Source organism: Mesorhizobium sp. P2_A8 (assembly GCF_056404935.1).
This window is the reverse complement of sequence record NZ_JBFUDB010000001.1, coordinates 56865-72036: the sequence shown is the minus strand read 5'-3', so window position 1 is coordinate 72036 and position 15172 is coordinate 56865. Positions and strand designations below refer to the sequence as shown.

At 62.3% G+C, this 15172-nt stretch carries 19 protein-coding genes; 6 read left to right on the top strand and 13 right to left on the bottom strand.

All coding sequences use genetic code 11. The features are described 5' to 3' along the window. Positions 1 to 62: 62 nt before the first annotated feature. Entirely contained in the window at positions 63 to 386 is a 324-nt protein-coding gene (gene trxA, locus AC1D10_RS00360) for a thioredoxin (protein ID WP_111545430.1), read from the top strand. 132 nt (positions 387 to 518) lie between these two features. Continuing rightward, on the top strand, positions 519 to 800 hold the full coding sequence (locus tag AC1D10_RS00355; protein WP_095083181.1) for a cupin domain-containing protein: 282 nt from the start codon (positions 519 to 521) through the stop codon (positions 798 to 800). A 30-nt stretch (positions 801 to 830) separates the two neighbouring features. Here the strand turns inward: AC1D10_RS00355 and AC1D10_RS00350 are convergent, their stop codons facing one another. The 6 genes from AC1D10_RS00350 to AC1D10_RS00325 form a co-directional block, all read right to left on the bottom strand. After that, positions 831 to 1250: a VOC family protein gene (locus AC1D10_RS00350; RefSeq protein WP_477268086.1), complete on the bottom strand. Its 420-nt coding sequence runs from the start codon at positions 1248 to 1250 to the stop codon at positions 831 to 833. A gap of 34 nt (positions 1251 to 1284) precedes the next feature. Further along, the gene (locus tag AC1D10_RS00345) at positions 1285 to 2610 is read right to left on the bottom strand and encodes a bifunctional folylpolyglutamate synthase/dihydrofolate synthase (RefSeq protein ID WP_477268084.1); all 1326 of its coding nucleotides are present in this window, start codon (positions 2608 to 2610) and stop codon (positions 1285 to 1287) included. Between the two features lie 125 nt (positions 2611 to 2735). After that, positions 2736 to 3662, bottom strand: coding sequence for an acetyl-CoA carboxylase, carboxyltransferase subunit beta (gene accD, locus AC1D10_RS00340; protein ID WP_477268082.1), 927 nt, complete (start codon positions 3660 to 3662; stop codon positions 2736 to 2738). Between the two features lie 73 nt (positions 3663 to 3735). Then, positions 3736 to 4575 carry a tryptophan synthase subunit alpha gene (gene trpA / locus AC1D10_RS00335; RefSeq protein ID WP_477268080.1) on the bottom strand — a complete coding sequence of 280 codons (840 nt, stop codon included), beginning with the start codon at positions 4573 to 4575 and terminating at the stop codon, positions 3736 to 3738. Positions 4576 to 4577: 2 nt separating this feature from the next. Then, entirely contained in the window at positions 4578 to 5798 is a 1221-nt protein-coding gene (gene trpB / locus AC1D10_RS00330; protein ID WP_477268078.1) for a tryptophan synthase subunit beta, read from the bottom strand. Positions 5799 to 5885: 87 nt separating this feature from the next. Further along, positions 5886 to 6545 carry a phosphoribosylanthranilate isomerase gene (locus AC1D10_RS00325; RefSeq protein WP_477268076.1) on the bottom strand — a complete coding sequence of 220 codons (660 nt, stop codon included), beginning with the start codon at positions 6543 to 6545 and terminating at the stop codon, positions 5886 to 5888. 112 nt (positions 6546 to 6657) lie between these two features. Between AC1D10_RS00325 and AC1D10_RS00320 the strand changes: the two genes are divergently transcribed. Beyond that, positions 6658 to 6876 (top strand): hypothetical protein, encoded by a 219-nt coding sequence (locus tag AC1D10_RS00320; RefSeq protein WP_477268074.1) that lies wholly within the window; start codon positions 6658 to 6660, stop codon positions 6874 to 6876. Positions 6877 to 6889: 13 nt separating this feature from the next. Here the strand turns inward: AC1D10_RS00320 and AC1D10_RS00315 are convergent, their stop codons facing one another. From AC1D10_RS00315 to AC1D10_RS00305, 3 genes are all read right to left on the bottom strand, one after another. Then, the gene (locus tag AC1D10_RS00315) at positions 6890 to 7648 is read right to left on the bottom strand and encodes a M48 family metallopeptidase (RefSeq protein WP_477268072.1); all 759 of its coding nucleotides are present in this window, start codon (positions 7646 to 7648) and stop codon (positions 6890 to 6892) included. Between the two features lie 100 nt (positions 7649 to 7748). Beyond that, the gene (locus AC1D10_RS00310; protein WP_477268070.1) at positions 7749 to 8231 is read right to left on the bottom strand and encodes a DUF2852 domain-containing protein; all 483 of its coding nucleotides are present in this window, start codon (positions 8229 to 8231) and stop codon (positions 7749 to 7751) included. Positions 8232 to 8454: 223 nt separating this feature from the next. Continuing rightward, the gene (locus tag AC1D10_RS00305) at positions 8455 to 8919 is read right to left on the bottom strand and encodes an Lrp/AsnC family transcriptional regulator (RefSeq protein WP_477268068.1); all 465 of its coding nucleotides are present in this window, start codon (positions 8917 to 8919) and stop codon (positions 8455 to 8457) included. A gap of 162 nt (positions 8920 to 9081) precedes the next feature. Between AC1D10_RS00305 and AC1D10_RS00300 the strand changes: the two genes are divergently transcribed. Next, on the top strand, positions 9082 to 10095 hold the full coding sequence (locus tag AC1D10_RS00300) for a 1-aminocyclopropane-1-carboxylate deaminase (RefSeq protein WP_477268066.1): 1014 nt from the start codon (positions 9082 to 9084) through the stop codon (positions 10093 to 10095). Positions 10096 to 10150: 55 nt separating this feature from the next. Here the strand turns inward: AC1D10_RS00300 and AC1D10_RS00295 are convergent, their stop codons facing one another. Both AC1D10_RS00295 and AC1D10_RS00290 read right to left on the bottom strand, forming a co-directional pair. Then, entirely contained in the window at positions 10151 to 11335 is a 1185-nt protein-coding gene (locus tag AC1D10_RS00295; protein WP_477268064.1) for a benzoate/H(+) symporter BenE family transporter, read from the bottom strand. Beyond that, on the bottom strand, positions 11335 to 12105 hold the full coding sequence (locus AC1D10_RS00290) for an alpha/beta hydrolase (RefSeq protein ID WP_477268062.1): 771 nt from the start codon (positions 12103 to 12105) through the stop codon (positions 11335 to 11337). The genes AC1D10_RS00295 and AC1D10_RS00290 overlap by 1 nt, the downstream gene beginning before the upstream one ends. Positions 12106 to 12329: 224 nt before the next feature. Here AC1D10_RS00290 and infC point away from each other — a divergent pair, with 224 nt between their 5' ends. Beyond that, positions 12330 to 12866 carry a translation initiation factor IF-3 gene (gene infC, locus AC1D10_RS00285; RefSeq protein ID WP_010912915.1) on the top strand — a complete coding sequence of 179 codons (537 nt, stop codon included), beginning with the start codon at positions 12330 to 12332 and terminating at the stop codon, positions 12864 to 12866. Between the two features lie 140 nt (positions 12867 to 13006). Beyond that, on the top strand, positions 13007 to 13633 hold the full coding sequence (locus AC1D10_RS00280; RefSeq protein ID WP_477268060.1) for a methyltransferase family protein: 627 nt from the start codon (positions 13007 to 13009) through the stop codon (positions 13631 to 13633). A gap of 247 nt (positions 13634 to 13880) precedes the next feature. On the opposite strand, the gene AC1D10_RS00275 is transcribed toward AC1D10_RS00280, so the two are convergent. Then, the gene (locus AC1D10_RS00275; protein WP_477268058.1) at positions 13881 to 14456 is read right to left on the bottom strand and encodes a YceI family protein; all 576 of its coding nucleotides are present in this window, start codon (positions 14454 to 14456) and stop codon (positions 13881 to 13883) included. Positions 14457 to 14529: 73 nt separating this feature from the next. Continuing rightward, positions 14530 to 15108: a cytochrome b gene (locus tag AC1D10_RS00270; protein ID WP_477268056.1), complete on the bottom strand. Its 579-nt coding sequence runs from the start codon at positions 15106 to 15108 to the stop codon at positions 14530 to 14532. Positions 15109 to 15172: the final 64 nt, after the last annotated feature.

The window sequence follows — 15172 nt, the reverse complement described above, 5'->3', positions numbered from 1 at the left end:
TGAAGAAGGGCGCGATCACCACCACATTTGGTGCGACGAAAACTTTCGAAAGGATTTTCCGCATGACCACCGTCAAGGTCGACAAGAGCAATTTCCAGGCCGATGTGCTTAACGCCAGCGTACCGGTCGTCGTCGATTTCTGGGCGGAATGGTGCGGTCCCTGCAAGATGATCGCTCCGGCGCTCGAAGACATCGCCACCGAACTCGGCGCCAAGGTGAAGATCGCCAAGCTGAACATTGACGAGAATCCCGAACTTGCCGCGCAGTTCGGCGTGCGCTCGATTCCGACGCTGATGATCTTCAAAGGCGGCGAGGTGGCCGACATGAAGGTCGGCGCAGCACCCAAGACCGCGCTGTCGCACTGGATCAATGGCAGCCTCGCCTGATCCGTCCGAAATTCCTGATATCAAGCCCGGCCTCGCGCCGGGCTTTTTGTTGGCGTCATCGGTGAGCCGCTCTGGCCCTCACATTGGGCCACTCCATGTCTTCTTCTGGCAGCAGAAGCAGGGAGAAACGCTATGACCGGATCCGCCAAGGCCACCGTCTTCATCGACAATGAGCGTGTCATCGTCACCGAATACCGCTTCGCGCCCGGCGACAACACCGGCTGGCACCGCCATGGCCATGACTATGTCGTCGTGCCGCTGATGGACGGCAAGGTGAAGCTTTTGACCAAGGACGGTGAATCCTTTGCCGAGATGAAGAAGGGCGCGCCCTATTTCCGCAAGGAGGGCGTCGAACACGACGTCATCAACGCCAATGAGGGCGAATACGCCTTCATCGAGATCGAGTTGAAGTAACCCGCGAAAGCCATCGGGCGCCAGGTGCGATTACCAGTCGGCGATACGATCGCCTCCGGCGAACTGCGCGCTTTTTCCGGTATACTCGAACAGCTCGATCTTCACGCCGTTGGGGTCGCGAATCCAGGCCTGGTAGGTATCATCGCAGGCCAGTTTCTTTGCCGTGACGTCGACGCCCTTCGACCTGATGTGGGCGATCGCTGCGTCGATGTTCTCCACTTCAAGGCAGAAGTGGTTGATCTGGTTCAAGTCGCTGTAACTTGCCCCGTCCTTCTGGAACACCTCGACGTGGCTGCGACCGCCGCAATCGAGGTAGAACCCGAAAATCTTGCCGTCACGCAGGAAATTGAACTGGGTGTCCATGCCGAGGACGTCGCGGTAGAAGCTTCGCGTCGCCTCCAGATCATTCGCGAAGATGCAGACGTGAGCGATTTGCCTGACCTTGATCATGACTGCTCCTTGCGGTGATCGCCGAAAGCCGACCTCAGGTCGGGGGCGTGCCGTTCTCGGCCAGGACGGCGCCGGCCAGATAAAGCGAACCGCCGATCAGGATGCGCGGCGGCGGGCCATCCCAGGTGTCGCGCAGCAGCATCAGCGCGCTGGCGACGGAACTCACCGGTTCGGCCGTCAGCCCGGCTTCCGTCGCGCGGATCGCCAGTTCATCGTTCGGTACGCCGGCCTCGCTGAGGCTCACCGGCACCGTGTAGACATGCCGGGCGAGGCCCTTGAAAGCGCGGAAATAGCCGCTCTGGTCCTTGGTGTTGATCATGCCCGAGATGAGGAAGAGCGGACGTGGGTTCTTTTCTTCCTGCTCGGCCATCGCCTCGGCAACGACCACGCCGGCACCCGGATTGTGGCCGCCGTCGAGCCAGATGTCGGCTCCCTTCGGCGCAAGTTCGGCCAGCCGGCCCTGCGCCAGCTTCTGCATCCGGCCGGGCCAGGCGACATTGATCATCGCCTTCTCGGCGGCGCGATGGCTGATCTCGAAGCCGGCTGCCTTGACCGCGGCGATCGCCGCCGCCGCGTTGGCGAACTGGTGGCGTCCGGGCAGCCGTGGCGGCGGCAGGTCCATCAGGCCGTCTTCGTCCTGATAGACCATGCGGCCGTTCTCCTCGAAGGCGAGGAAATCCTGGCCGTAGACGAAGGCCGGACACTCAAGCCGCTCGGCAGTCTCGATCAGCACCTGAAGCGCCGTCTCGCTTTCCTGCGCGCCGATGACCACCGGGCAGCCGCGCTTGATGATGCCGGCCTTTTCGGCGGCGATCAGTTCGACTCGGTCGCCGAGATAGGCTTCGTGGTCGAGCGACACCGGCATGATCACCGATACGGCCGGTTCCTTGACGACATTGGTGGCGTCGAAACGGCCGCCAAGCCCGACCTCGATGATGGCCACATCGGCCGGATACTCGGAAAACAGCAGGAAGGTGACGGCGGTGAGGATCTCGAAAACGGTGATCGTCTCGCCTTCATTGGCCCTGGCGACGCGGGCGATGGCATCGGCGAACACCCTGTCGTCGACCAGCCTGCCGCCGCCATCGGCGGCCAGCCGGTAGCGCTCATGCCAGTTGACTAGGTGCGGCGAGGTGTGGACGTGGACGCGGTAGTCCGCCGCTTCGAGCAGTGCGCGCGAAAACGCGGCACACGAGCCCTTGCCGTTGGTGCCTGCGATGTGGATGACCGGCGGCAGCCGGTCCTGCGGGTTATCAAGCCGCTCCAGCAGCCGCGAGATGCGGTCGAGCGAAAGGTCGAAACCCTTCGGGTGAAGCGCCATCAGGGCTTCGATTTCGCGGTCGGCAGCAAGCGTCGTCATAATGGGAATCCTAGCGCATGACCCCGAAAATCGGAATCGATTTTCGGAAAGGATCATGTGCAATCAAGAAGCTACAGCGCGCGACGGATCGCGCGCAATCGCGGTTCGCGGCGAAGAATGTCGCGTCAGGCCTGTGGACGTGCCTCCGCCGGAATTGTTGCCGGCGGCAGGATTTCCGGCTCCAGCGGCTTTTGCTCCTCCGGCATCTTGAGCAGCATCTTCAGCAGCCGCGCGATAGTCTGGCGCATCTCCAGGCGCGACACCACCATGTCGACCATGCCGTGTTCCATCAGGTACTCGGAGCGCTGGAAGCCGTCGGGCAGTTTTTCCCGGATGGTCTGTTCGATGACGCGCGGTCCGGCAAAGCCGATCAGCGCGCCGGGCTCGGCGATGTGCACGTCGCCCAGCATGGCATAGGAAGCGGTGACGCCGCCGGTGGTCGGATTGGTCAAAACGACGATGTAGGGCAGGCCGGCTTCCTTCAGCCGGTCGACGCCGACCGTGGTGCGCGGCAACTGCATCAGCGACAGGATGCCTTCCTGCATGCGGGCACCGCCGGAGGCGGCGAACAGGATCAGCGGCCGCTTGCGCTGCAAAGCGACTTCGAAGCCGTGCACGATGGCATCACCGGCGGCCATGCCGAGCGAGCCGCCCATGAAGGCGAAGTCCTGCACCGTCACCACCACCGGCAGGCCTTCGACGGTTCCGAGCGCATTGATGATCGCGTCTTCGAGGCCGGTCTTGGCCTTGGCGTCCTTCAGCCGGTCGACATAGCGCTTCTCGTCGCGGAACTTCAGCGGATCCTGCATGACCTTGGGGTTGTCCAGGGTCTCGTACTTGCCGTCGTCGAAGAAAAACCTCAGCCGCTCCTTGGCAGAGATCTTCATGTGATGGCCGGAGGAGGGGATGACGAACTGGTTGGATTCCAGATCCTTGTGGAACACCATTTCGCCGGTCTCCGGATCCTTGATCCAGAGATTTTCGGGCATGTCGGTGCGCCGGCCGAGCATCGAATTGATCTTCGGGCGAACGTAATTGGTGATCCAGTTCATCGCTTCGGCTCCTGTCCTGACGAAGAGTCCCGGTTTTGGGATAACGGCATGCACAAAACCAGAGGTAGGAAAACTATTCGGCGGCAGCAAGGCGGGCCGAACGCACGCCTTGGGCAAGGCCGCTAACCAGCGTGGCGACGGCCTCGGCCGGATCGGCGGTCTTTTCGCCCTTCGGTCCCAGCACATTGGCCACCGCATTGACGATCGCGGTGCCGACGACGACGCCGTCGGCATTGGCGCCGATCACCCGCGCCTGCTCGGCGGTCTTGACGCCGAAACCGACGCAAACGGGCAGGTCGGTATGGCCCTTGATGCGCTTGACCGCCGCCGCCACCTTGCCGGTGTCGGCCAGCGCAGAGCCGGTGATGCCAGTCATCGACACATAGTAGACAAACCCCGACGTGTTCTGCAGCACCTTGGGCAGGCGCTTGTCGTCGGTCGTCGGCGTCGCCAGCCGGATGAAGTTGATGCCGGCCTTGAGCGCCGGAATGCACAGCTCCTCGTCCATTTCCGGTGGCAGGTCGACGACGATCAGCCCATCGATGCCGCTGGCGATCGCGTCCTTGAGGAAGCGGTCGACGCCATAGATGTAGATCGGGTTGTAATAACCCATCAGCACGATCGGCGTTTCATTGTCACCGGCGCGGAATTCCGACGCCATCTTCAGCGTCTTGACCAGCGTCTGGCCGCCTTTCAGCGCCCTCAGGCCCGCCGCCTGGATCGCCGGGCCGTCGGCCATCGGATCGGAGAACGGCATGCCGAGTTCGATGATGTCGGCGCCTGCCCCGGGCAGCGCCTTCATGATCGACAGCGATGTGTCGTAGTCGGGGTCGCCGCCCATGAAATAGGTGACGAGTGCCGGGCGGCCCTCGGTCTTCAGCTTCGCCATGCGGCGGTCGATGCGCGTGGTCATGATCAGATCTCCATGCCCAGCATGCTGGCCACCGTGTGCACGTCCTTGTCGCCACGGCCTGACAGGTTGACGATGACGATCTGGTCCTTGTCCATGGCCGGTACGATCTTCACCGCATGCGCGATGGCGTGCGCCGATTCCAGCGCCGGGATGATGCCTTCGACGCGCGTCGTCAGCTTGAAGGCCTCCAGTGCCTCGTCGTCGAGGATGGGGACGTATTCGACGCGGCCGGAATCGCGCAGCCAGGAATGTTCCGGGCCGACGCCGGGGTAGTCCAGCCCGGCCGAGATCGAATGCCCGTCCATGATCTGGCCGTCGGAATTCTGCAAGAGATAGGTGCGGTTGCCGTGCAGCACGCCAGGCGCGCCGGCATTCATCGAGGCGCAATGCTCGATGCCGTCGAGGCCGCGGCCACCCGCCTCGATGCCGATGATGCGCACCTCCTTGTCGTCGAGGAAGGGATGGAACAGGCCAATGGCGTTCGAGCCACCGCCGACACAGGCAATGATGGTGTCCGGCAGCCGGCCTTCCTGTTCGAGGATCTGCGCGCGCGCCTCGGTGCCGATCACCGACTGGAAGTCACGCACCAGTTCCGGATAGGGATGCGGGCCGGCGGCGGTGCCGATCAGGTAATAAGTGTCCTCGACATTGGTCACCCAGTCGCGCAGCGCCTCGTTCATGGCGTCCTTCAGCGTGCCGTGGCCGGCGGTCACCGGCCGCACTTCGGCGCCGAGCAGCTTCATGCGGAAGACGTTGGGGCTTTGGCGGGCGACGTCGGTGGCGCCCATATAGACGACGCAGGGAAAGCCGAAGCGCGCGGCGACCGTGGCTGACGCCACGCCATGCTGGCCGGCGCCAGTCTCGGCGATGATGCGCTTCTTGCCCATGCGCTTGGCCAGCAGGATCTGGCCGAGGCAGTTGTTGATCTTGTGCGAGCCGGTGTGGTTCAAATCCTCGCGCTTGAAATAGACCTTGGCACCGCCGAGATGCCGGGTTAGGCCCTCGGCGAAATAGAGCTTCGACGGCCGCCCGGCATAGTGGGTCGAGAGGTCGGTGAGTTCAGCCCTGAAATCCGGATCCTTTTTGACCTCGTTCCAGTGCCGTTCCAGGTCGAGGATCAGCGGCATCAGCGTTTCGGCAACGAAACGACCGCCGAAGATGCCGAACATGCCCTGTTCGTCGGGTCCGGTGCGGAAGGAATTGGGTGTCGCCGGCTTGTCCATCGCCGATCTCCTGGTCTCGATGTGGGAGCATGTCCTTGTCGGAAAACCGGTTCCCACTTTTCCGGGACATGCTCTGGTTTGAGCCGGTCAGGCGGCGCGGTTATCTCGCGCTGCCCTGACGGCCCGGAAAAATTGTTCGATCAGCGCCGGATCCTTGACGCCCGGCGCGCTTTCCACGCCTGAGGAAATGTCTATTCCGGGCGGGTTGGCAAGCCGAAGGGCATCGCCGATGTTAGCGGCGTTGAGCCCACCGGAAAGCATGTAATCGACGCCTGCGTCAAGGCCGGCGAGGATGTGCCAGTCGAAGGCGACGCCATTGCCGCCCGGCAGCTCAGAGCCCTTTGGTGGCTTGGCATCGAACAGGAAGTGGTCGGCAATGCCGATAAACGGCTTTACCCTCTCCAGGTCGGCAGCCTCGCTGATCGAGACCGCCTTCATGACCGGCAGGTTGTAGCGGGCCTTCAACTCGGCCACCCGGTCAGGCATTTCCGAGCCGTGCAATTGCAACATATCAGGCTGCATCGCCGCCACGATCTCGTCCAGGAACGCATCGCTGGCATCCACGGTGACGGCGACCGCTTTTGCCTTGCCGTGCGCCGCCTCGCGCAGGCGGCCAGCCTCGGCGGGTTCGACATAGCGTGGGCTTTTGGCAAAGAAAATAAAGCCGACATGGCTGGCGCCGCCGGTCAGCGCCGCGGCCAGTGCCCCGTCGGTCTTCAAGCCGCAGATCTTGATGTCGAGCGCCATGGCGCGGGAATTGGCACGAAAAGCGAAAAGAGTCGAGAAAAAGCATGCTGTTTGCCGGCGCGGCCAAAGGCGCTACCTATTGATGGACGGGATACAAGGCGGGAGCAAGATCATGGCCGACAGAACCGTTGCCGAACTCAGGCAAAAGATCGCGCAGGCGCGCGAGGTCATCACCCATCTGATGGACAAGGCCGCCTTCAACGGCGCCGAAGCGCATCGCGCGCTCGACTATTTCGGCGGCGATGAATTCGACAGCAACTTCCTGCCGTGGCCGCATCATGGCGATGAGGGGCTGCGACCAGAGGAGCTCAACGCGGCGAATGACGACTGACCGTCGTCCGAAACTACTCGAACACAATCGCCTGCAGCGCGCCGCCATTACGCTTCAGCCATGCCTTGCAGCGCTCGGTGTCGGGGCAAAGCTGCTCGCACAATTTCCAGAATTTCGGACCGTGGTTCATCTCCTTGAGATGCGCCACCTCATGCGCGACGAGGTAATTGATCACCGGCGACGGCGCCATCATGATGCGCCAGGAAAACGACAGGTTGCCGTCGGAGGTGCAGGAGCCCCAGCGGCTCGACGTGTCCTTGAAGCGGATCGCCTTGGCGCGCTTGCCCAAAGACTGCGTGTGTTTCACCACCAGCTTCTCGATCTCGCGCTTGGCCTCGCGCTTGAGGAAATCGGCGATGCGGCGCGGCAGGTGCACGCGGTCGCCATGCACGATCAAGAGCGGACCGCGCTCGTCGCGCGACACGGTGACGGTGCCGCGTTTCGAGGGCTCATGGACGATGCGATGCGGCACGCCGCGCACCGGAATCTTGATGCCGGGCCGCACCTGCGGCCGGCTGGGCACCTTGGCCAGCCGCTGTTCCAGCCACTCCTGATGGCGGTCGAGGAACTTTTCCACCTCGCCCCGGCGCAGGCCCGGCGGCACGGTGATACGCAGGCCACGCCCACCGGAATCGATGCGCAGCGTCAGCCGCCTTGCGCGGTCGTTCTGGACGATCTTGAGCGGCAATGAGCGGCCGGCAACGACGTGCTCGCGCTCTTCGACAGGCGCGGGCTTGGGCTTTGTAAGATTGCGGAAGAAGCCGAAAGACATGGCCGGACGATACGCGATTCGAGGAAAACGAATAGAACAAAAAAGAAACGGCGCCGCTTGCGCGACGCCGTTTTTTCACGATGTGGCCTGTCGCCGGGCCTCAGTCGTCAAGCAGGTTCGAGCCCTTGCCACGCTTGGTGGTTGTCGACCCGGTGCTCGGATCGGTCTTCGCCGGCGCCGTCGACTTGTTGCGGTTGGCCATGAAGCGGTCGAACTCGTCCTGGTCCTTGGCACGGCGCAATTCGCGAGCGTATTCGTCGAACTGGGTCAGCATCTCGTCGAGCTTGCGGCGCTCTTCATTCAGGCGCTCAAGTTCCTTTTCGCGCCAGTCGTCGAAAGCGACGTTGCCGGTGCGGGCGGAACCATTGCCCCAGCGTGCGGCCTTGTCGGAACCGCGGCGGCAGCCGGCGAAGATGCCGTCGGTCGCGCGGTTGACGTCACGCTTGAAACCATCGAGGCGGTCGCCCCAGATGATGTAGGCAAGCATGGCGAAGCCGAGTGGCCAGAACACCATGAAACCGATCACCATCAACGCGATGGTTGCCGGCGTCCACGCCGGACGGATCAATGCAGATGTGTTCATTTTCTCCCATTCCTTCGGTTGGAGACAGCCAAACCCGGCTGCGTGGAATCGAAATGGGATGGAGAAAACGGCGATTCAAGACAACGTCCGCTGAAACCGGACAAGCGCCTGAAATAATTATCGCTTTTTGAGCGTACCGAGGAAAAGCACGACCAGGCAGGAAGAACAGTGGCAATGCCGCCGGCGGTCCATGGTTTGATGCATCGGCAGGGAAGCCATACCTTCAAAAATCCAGCGGCGCGTTGTCGACGACCTCCTTCATGACGAAGAACGTCCTCGTCTGGCGAACGCCGGGCAATGCGATCAACTGATCCCCGTGGATCCGGTTGAAATCCGCCATGTCACCGACCCGGATCTTCAGAAAATAATCGAAGTCGCCTGCCACCAGGTGGCAATCAAGAATGAATTTCAGTTTCGCGACGGCTTTCTCGAACTCCGCGAAACTCTCCGGCGTCGAGCGGTCGAGGACGACGCCAACCATCACCAGTGCGCCTCTGTCGACTTTCTGCGGCGTCACCACTGCCCTGAAATGGCTGATGTAGCCTTCATCGAACAAGCGTTGCATGCGGCGGTGGCAGGTCGCCGGGCTGACAACAACCGACTGCGCCAGCTCCGCATTGGTCAACCGCCCATTGTCCTGGAGCAGGCGCAACATTTTGAGGTCGATCCGGTCGAGCGACGCCTTCATGAAAGCTTCTTCCGTTATCGAGGCATTTTATCGAAGTAATATAACATTCTGGCGTTAAAAAATCAGATTTCAGGCATTTTCTGCCTAGTCTTAGAGAGCACCTTTCAAGTGAAAAATGATAGTGTTTCCAGCATCAAAATCACAATCAGAGGAGGATCTCTCATGTTGGAGAAGTTCGAACGCTATCCGCTCACATTTGGACCGACCCATATCGAGAAACTGGATCGGCTCAGCGCTCATCTCGGCGGGAAGGTCGATCTCTACGCCAAGCGGGAAGATTGCAATTCCGGCCTCGCCTTCGGCGGCAACAAGCTGCGCAAGCTCGAATACATCGTTCCCGACGCGATCGCCTCAAACGCCGATACGCTGGTTTCGATCGGCGGCGTTCAATCCAACCATACGCGCATGGTGGCAGCCGTCGCAGCGAAGATCGGCATGAAATGCCGCCTCGTGCAGGAAAGCTGGGTGCCCCACGAGGACGCCGTCTATGATCGCGTCGGCAACATCCTTTTGAGCCGGATCATGGGCGCCGATGTCCAGATGGTCGATGAGGGCTTCGACATCGGAATCAGGGAAAGCTGGGAACAGGCGATCGCGGATGTGAAGGCCAAAGGCGGCAAACCTTATCCGATTCCGGCCGGGGCTTCGGTACATAAATATGGCGGCCTGGGCTACGTTGGCTTCGCCGAAGAGGTGCGCGCCCAGGAAAAGGAACTCGGCGTTGCCTTCGACTACATCGTCGTCTGTACCGTCACCGGCTCTACTCATGCCGGCATGGTGGTCGGCTTCGCCAAGGACGGCCGCGAACGCAAGGTGATTGGCATCGACGCATCGGGCACCCCGACGCAGACCAAGGCGCAAGTGCTTGAGATCGTGAGGAACACCGCAGCTTTGGTCCAACTCGACAAGGAACTCAATGCGGACGACGTCGTGCTCATCGAGGACTATGCCTACCCAGCCTATGGTGTCCCTTCGCAGGAGACGAAGGACGCAATCCGCCTCTGCGCGCGCCTTGAAGGCATGATCACCGATCCGGTCTACGAGGGAAAATCCATGCAGGGCATGATCGATCTCGTGAACAAAGGCTATTTTCCTGCCGGATCCAAGGTGCTCTACGCCCACCTCGGCGGCGCTCCGGCCATCAATGGGTATGCTTATGCATTCCGTAACGGCTGAGTGCATTCAGATGCAGCACGGCTGCGCGGAATCAGGTGGGAGGGGAAACGACGATTCAGGACAATGTCCGCCAAATGCGGACAAGCGGCTGAAATGATTGTCGCAGTTTGAACTCTTCGAGGAAGAGCACGACCATGCCGGCGACCAGGCCCCAGAATGCGGCGCCGACGCCGAACAGCGTCAGCCCCGAAGCAGTGACGGCGAAGGTGACCGTGGCGGCCATGCGGTGACCTTCGTCCTTGAGCGCGATCGACAAGGCGTTGGCAAGCGGCGCCATCAGCGCGAGACCCGCCACCAGTACGATCAGGCTCTGCGGCAGGACGGCGAAGATCGCCACCAGCGAAGCACCGAAGATGGCAAAGACAAGATAGGCGAGCGCATAGAACGGGCCGGTCTTCCAGCGCTCGGCGGGGTCGGGGTGGACGTCCGGCCCGGTGCAGATGGCCGCCGAAATCGCCGCCAAATTGGTGGTCGAGCCGCCAAACGGGGCCGACAGCAGCGAAAACAGGCCGGTGACGCCAATCAGCGGACCGGGCTCCGGATGATAGCCGGCGGCGCGCAGCACGGCGAGGCCGGACAGGTTTTGGGAAGCCATGGTGACAAGATAGAGCGGCAGCGCCAGGCCGATGATCGCCGCGGCACTGAACTGTGGTGCGATCAGCGTGAGCGTCGACAGTTCCGGTGTCGGCAAGCCACCGACGCGGCCGGTCAGGAAAGCGGCGAGGCCGCCGCCGACCAGCACCACCAGCACCGACACCGACGGATTGAACAAGCGAATGACGAAGAAGGCCGCGATCAACGGCAGAATCAGCCAGGGATCGGCGGGGATGGCCTTGACCGCGTTGATGGCGAAGCTGACGAGGATGCCGGCCAGCATGCCCGATGCCACCGACGGCGGTATCCTGGCGATCAGCCGCGTCAGCGGTCCGAACAGGCCGGTGGCGATCAACAGGATGCCGGTGACGATGAAGGCGCCGACTGCCTCGCCCATCGAGAAGCCGCTCGACGCGGCGATCAGCGCCAGCCCCGGTGTCGACCAGGCCGTGATGACCGGCATCTTCGTGCGCCAGGACAGCCACAAGCATTCGATCGCCATCGCCAGGCAGATGGCCGTCACCCAGCTCGCCGTCTCGATCTGCGTCGCGCTGACCGCCTTGGCGGCGGCGATGACGATGGCCAGTGTGCCGCCAAAGCCGACGATTGCCGCGACAAAGGCGGATATCGGAATGGAAATGCGCATCAGTTTCGCCTCTGCGCCATGGCGCCGACGGCCCGGACCAGCATGTCGAGATCCTGGGGGCGCGACAGGCGATGGTCGCCGTCGGGGATCAGCGACAAGGTCACGTCGTCGGCCGGCAGCAGGCTGACCAGCTTCAGCGCGTGGCTTGCCGGCACGTCCGCATCGGCCAGTCCCTGCAAGATGTGCACCGGGCAATGCGTGTCGATCGGACCTGTCATCACCCGGTTGTTGCGTCCATCTTCGATCAGCGCACGCGTGTAGATGTAAGGCTCGGTGGAATAGTCGGACGGCTCCGCGAAGAAACCCTTTTCGGCGAGGTCGCGCTTCTGCGCCTCGGTCAACACCGGTTCGACCAGCTCGGCGGTGAAGTCCGGCGCTGGCGCCAGCAGCACAAGGCCGGCGACGTTTGCGTCGCCCGCCTTGCGCAATTCCTGCACCATGCGCAACGCGATCCAGGCGCCCATCGAGGAGCCGACCAGGATCCGTCTGCCCGTGGTGAAATGCCGGAACACGGCAAGGCTCTGCGCAAGCCATGTCGAAATCGTGCCGTCGGCAAAGGCGCCGCCGGATTCGCCATGGCCGGAATAGTCATGGCGCAGGAAGGCGCGGCCTTCTCTAGCGGCCCAGTCCGACAGCGTCTGCGCCTTCGTGCCCAGCATGTCCGACTTGTAGCCGCCGAGCCAGACGATGCCGGGCGCGGCACCTGTCGTATGGCGCACCGCGATGCTCGATCCGTCGACGTCCAGAAAGACAGGGGGCGTGTCAGTCATGGGTTTTTCCTCATGCCGGTCTTTTTGGCACAGGGCGTCTTGTGGCACAGCCAGAGGCGTGGCGAAAAGTGCTGGCGATCTTTCTTTGTTTGGTGCAGGCCAGCGATCAGGGTGATTTCTTGTCAATGCTGTGCTATTGACTTCGCCCGCGCGCTTACCACATTGGCGCGTCCACGCATCAAGACTGACAAACCCCGAACGAAACGGCCAAGGAGACCACGACCATTCGCAGACCTTTCAAAGCAGCGGCGCCGACCAAGGATGGCCCGCGCTCCAACCGTGATATCCGGGTTCCCCGGGTCCAGCTTATCGACGCCGAAGGCCAGAACCGCGGCGATGTTTCCATCAACGACGCATTGCTGCTCGCCGAAGAGGCTGGGCTCGATCTCGTCGAGATATCGCCCAATGCGGTGCCCCCCGTCGTAAAGATCCTCGATCTCGGCAAGTTGAAATACGCCAACCAGAAGAAGGCGGCCGAGGCGCGCAAGAACCAGAAGGTCATCGAGATCAAGGAGATCAAGATGCGCCCGAACATCGACAGCCATGACTACGAGACCAAAATGAAGGCGGTTCGCCGCTTCTTCGAGGAAGGCGACAAGGTCAAGCTGACATTGCGTTTCCGTGGCCGCGAGATGGCGCATATGGAACTCGGCATGCAGCTTCTGAACAAGGTCCGCGAGGAAGTGGCGACCATTGCCAAGGTCGAAGCGGAACCGAAACTCGAAGGCCGCCAGATGATGATGGTGCTGGCGCCGCGCTAGATCACGATGACGTCAGGTCCGTCGTCGCGCTCTAAATCCGCCTGAATTGTGCTACAGGGCGTCCCGGCGATCGGCGGGACGCCTGTTTCTTGGCCAAGCTGCGATCGCCGGCTAAGCTCTTCGACGATCGGATTCCTCCCTTGGACAAAGAACTCAAATACGGGCTGGGTCACTACCAGCGCACGCGCAGGATAGTGCTTGCCGTGCTCGTAGCGGTGCTGTTTGCAGCGCTGCTGTTCGGGCAATCGACCTTCCCGCCCGACACGCCGATGCATGAGTCGATCGAGATGTTCGGCGTGCTGCTGATTTTCCTGGGTATTTGCGGGCGCCTTTGGGCGACGCTCTACATCGGCGGGCGAAAATCTTCCGAGGTGGTGACAGGCGGGCCCTACTCGATTACCCGCAACCCGCTCTATGTCTTCTCGACCGTGGCGGCGGCCGGGGTCGGCGCACAGATCGGCTCGTTCTCCGGCATCCTTCTCTTCGCTGCTCTGTGCGCGGGGGCCTTCCACATCGTCATCCTGCGCGAGGAGAAATTCCTCAAGGAAGCGCTTGGTGCTCCATATCAGGCCTATCTGAAGCGGGTGCCGCGCTTCTTCCCGAAATTGTCGCTCTACCAGGAGGGCGACACAGGCAGCTTCAAGCCGCGCCTGTTGTTGACCACGCTGCTCGACGGCCTCGTGTTCCTCGTCGCGCTACCGGCCTTCGAGCTGATCGACGGCGCCCAGCAGTCGGGTATGTTGCCGGTATTGTTTACGCTCCCCTGATCGGGGACGGAGCCTTCGCATTCCGGGCGCATGCCCCCGAAAATCGCGATCGATTTTCGGAAAGGACCGTGGCGCGCTAGCATTCGCTGTCAAAGGGTGCCTGACAGGCTTCTTGTCGCGGACCGTCTCGCGCCCTTTTCTTGCAGGCACTCCTGGCTTCGCGGCTGTCGTCCCCCTCTCCATCCCGGCTTTGCCGGGGCACCTCTTCCCCGCTTTGCGGGGTGAGGAACCCAGACCCTGCAACCGTTCAGCCCCTTTTGCCGGTCAGCGTCATGTCGAAGTCGACGATGTTGGAATAGATCGGCGTGCCGACATCCATGCCGTAGCGTGACCTGAGCACCTTGCCGGTGACATGGAATTTTATCGTGCCGGCCTTGAGGCCGCCAAGCTCGGCGGTGAACTTTTCCGGAAACGTCTTGCCGCGCGCCGTCAGCCGCCCGCTGACGAGGGCCGTGGTGTCGCTGGTGCGGGTCACACTGGTCGAGCGAAACTGGATTTCAGGGCTGTTGGCGGTGTCGAACACGGCATCGGAGCGCAGGAAGGCATCAATGCGACTCTGGCCGGTGCCGACGCTTTCGGGAAAGATGGTGAAGTTGACCTGCGAGCGGGCGACGTCGCTGTTGTCGATGCGGATCGAGCCCTTGAAGCGGGCGAAGGCGCCATTGAGGCCGCCGCCACCGACCTTGCCGATGGAAAAGCGGATGCTGGAGCTGGCCGGGCTGATCGCGTAGCTGCCGGCGGCATCGCCAAGCGCTATTGCCGCTGAAACCGGCATGGCAAGGCAAACGGCGACCGCCGCAAATCCGAGGATGCGCGTGTACATGGGGGTGTTCCTTGTTGGAGGCAGCGCATTTCCTGCGCGCCCTTCACCTCAATGAACGAATGACCCGGCCGCTCTATTCCATGTCGGGATCTGACGAAGGCGTGATCATGCGCGTGAGCACATCATCCCTGAGCTGGAAATGATGACGCAGCGCTGCCGCGACATGCAACACGACCAGGGCGATACCCGCATAGGCAAGATACCAGTGCGCTGACGCCCAGAAACTTTCGGCCGCATCCGATTCGGCCAGCGGCAGGTTCGGCATGACGAAAAGATTGAACGGCATCGAGGGGATCTCCAGCATCGACACCGACACCAGCGCCCAGCCGGACAAAGGCAGGGCGAGCTGAAACGCGTAGAGCGCAAGGTGGGCGAGCGGCGCGGCCCGGCGCTCCAAGGTTCCGACCGAGCGCGGCAGCGCCGGCGCCGCATTGCCGAGCCGCCAGGCGACGCGCAGGACCACCAGCCCAAGCAGCAGAAAGCCGAAGGACTTGTGCAACTGGATCAGTTCGAAGGCGGTGCGCTGGCTGGTGAGCCGCACCATGATAAAGCCGAGCCCGAACTGGCCGACGAAGATCAGCGCAATCAGCCAGTGAAGAATGATCGAGCCCCAGCCGTAGCGGGTCGTGCTGTTGGTGATTGTTGCCTGCATGTGAGGTGAACGAATGCCAGGTTGGCTTTCTTCCAGCGCACTTTACCCCTCCCACAAGGGGGAG

What these genes read in the sequence shown, in the direction of transcription:
- AC1D10_RS00320 (WP_477268074.1), top strand. Translation starts at nt 6,658, where the DNA reads ATGGCCGACAGAACCGTTGCCGAACTCAGGCAAAAGATCGCGCAGGCG.
- AC1D10_RS00270 (WP_477268056.1), bottom strand. Translation starts at nt 15,108, where the DNA reads ATGCAGGCAACAATCACCAACAGCACGACCCGCTACGGCTGGGGCTCG.
- AC1D10_RS00315 (WP_477268072.1), bottom strand. Translation starts at nt 7,648, where the DNA reads ATGTCTTTCGGCTTCTTCCGCAATCTTACAAAGCCCAAGCCCGCGCCT.
- accD (WP_477268082.1), bottom strand. Translation starts at nt 3,662, where the DNA reads ATGAACTGGATCACCAATTACGTTCGCCCGAAGATCAATTCGATGCTC.
- AC1D10_RS00350 (WP_477268086.1), bottom strand. Translation starts at nt 1,250, where the DNA reads ATGATCAAGGTCAGGCAAATCGCTCACGTCTGCATCTTCGCGAATGAT.
- AC1D10_RS00345 (WP_477268084.1), bottom strand. Translation starts at nt 2,610, where the DNA reads ATGACGACGCTTGCTGCCGACCGCGAAATCGAAGCCCTGATGGCGCTT.
- AC1D10_RS00290 (WP_477268062.1), bottom strand. Translation starts at nt 12,105, where the DNA reads ATGACTGACACGCCCCCTGTCTTTCTGGACGTCGACGGATCGAGCATC.
- trpA (WP_477268080.1), bottom strand. Translation starts at nt 4,575, where the DNA reads ATGACCACGCGCATCGACCGCCGCATGGCGAAGCTGAAGACCGAGGGC.
- AC1D10_RS00310 (WP_477268070.1), bottom strand. Translation starts at nt 8,231, where the DNA reads ATGAACACATCTGCATTGATCCGTCCGGCGTGGACGCCGGCAACCATC.
- AC1D10_RS00295 (WP_477268064.1), bottom strand. Translation starts at nt 11,335, where the DNA reads ATGCGCATTTCCATTCCGATATCCGCCTTTGTCGCGGCAATCGTCGGC.
- AC1D10_RS00275 (WP_477268058.1), bottom strand. Translation starts at nt 14,456, where the DNA reads ATGTACACGCGCATCCTCGGATTTGCGGCGGTCGCCGTTTGCCTTGCC.
- AC1D10_RS00355 (WP_095083181.1), top strand. Translation starts at nt 519, where the DNA reads ATGACCGGATCCGCCAAGGCCACCGTCTTCATCGACAATGAGCGTGTC.
- trxA (WP_111545430.1), top strand. Translation starts at nt 63, where the DNA reads ATGACCACCGTCAAGGTCGACAAGAGCAATTTCCAGGCCGATGTGCTT.
- trpB (WP_477268078.1), bottom strand. Translation starts at nt 5,798, where the DNA reads ATGGACAAGCCGGCGACACCCAATTCCTTCCGCACCGGACCCGACGAA.
- AC1D10_RS00325 (WP_477268076.1), bottom strand. Translation starts at nt 6,545, where the DNA reads ATGGCGCTCGACATCAAGATCTGCGGCTTGAAGACCGACGGGGCACTG.
- AC1D10_RS00305 (WP_477268068.1), bottom strand. Translation starts at nt 8,919, where the DNA reads ATGAAGGCGTCGCTCGACCGGATCGACCTCAAAATGTTGCGCCTGCTC.
- AC1D10_RS00300 (WP_477268066.1), top strand. Translation starts at nt 9,082, where the DNA reads ATGTTGGAGAAGTTCGAACGCTATCCGCTCACATTTGGACCGACCCAT.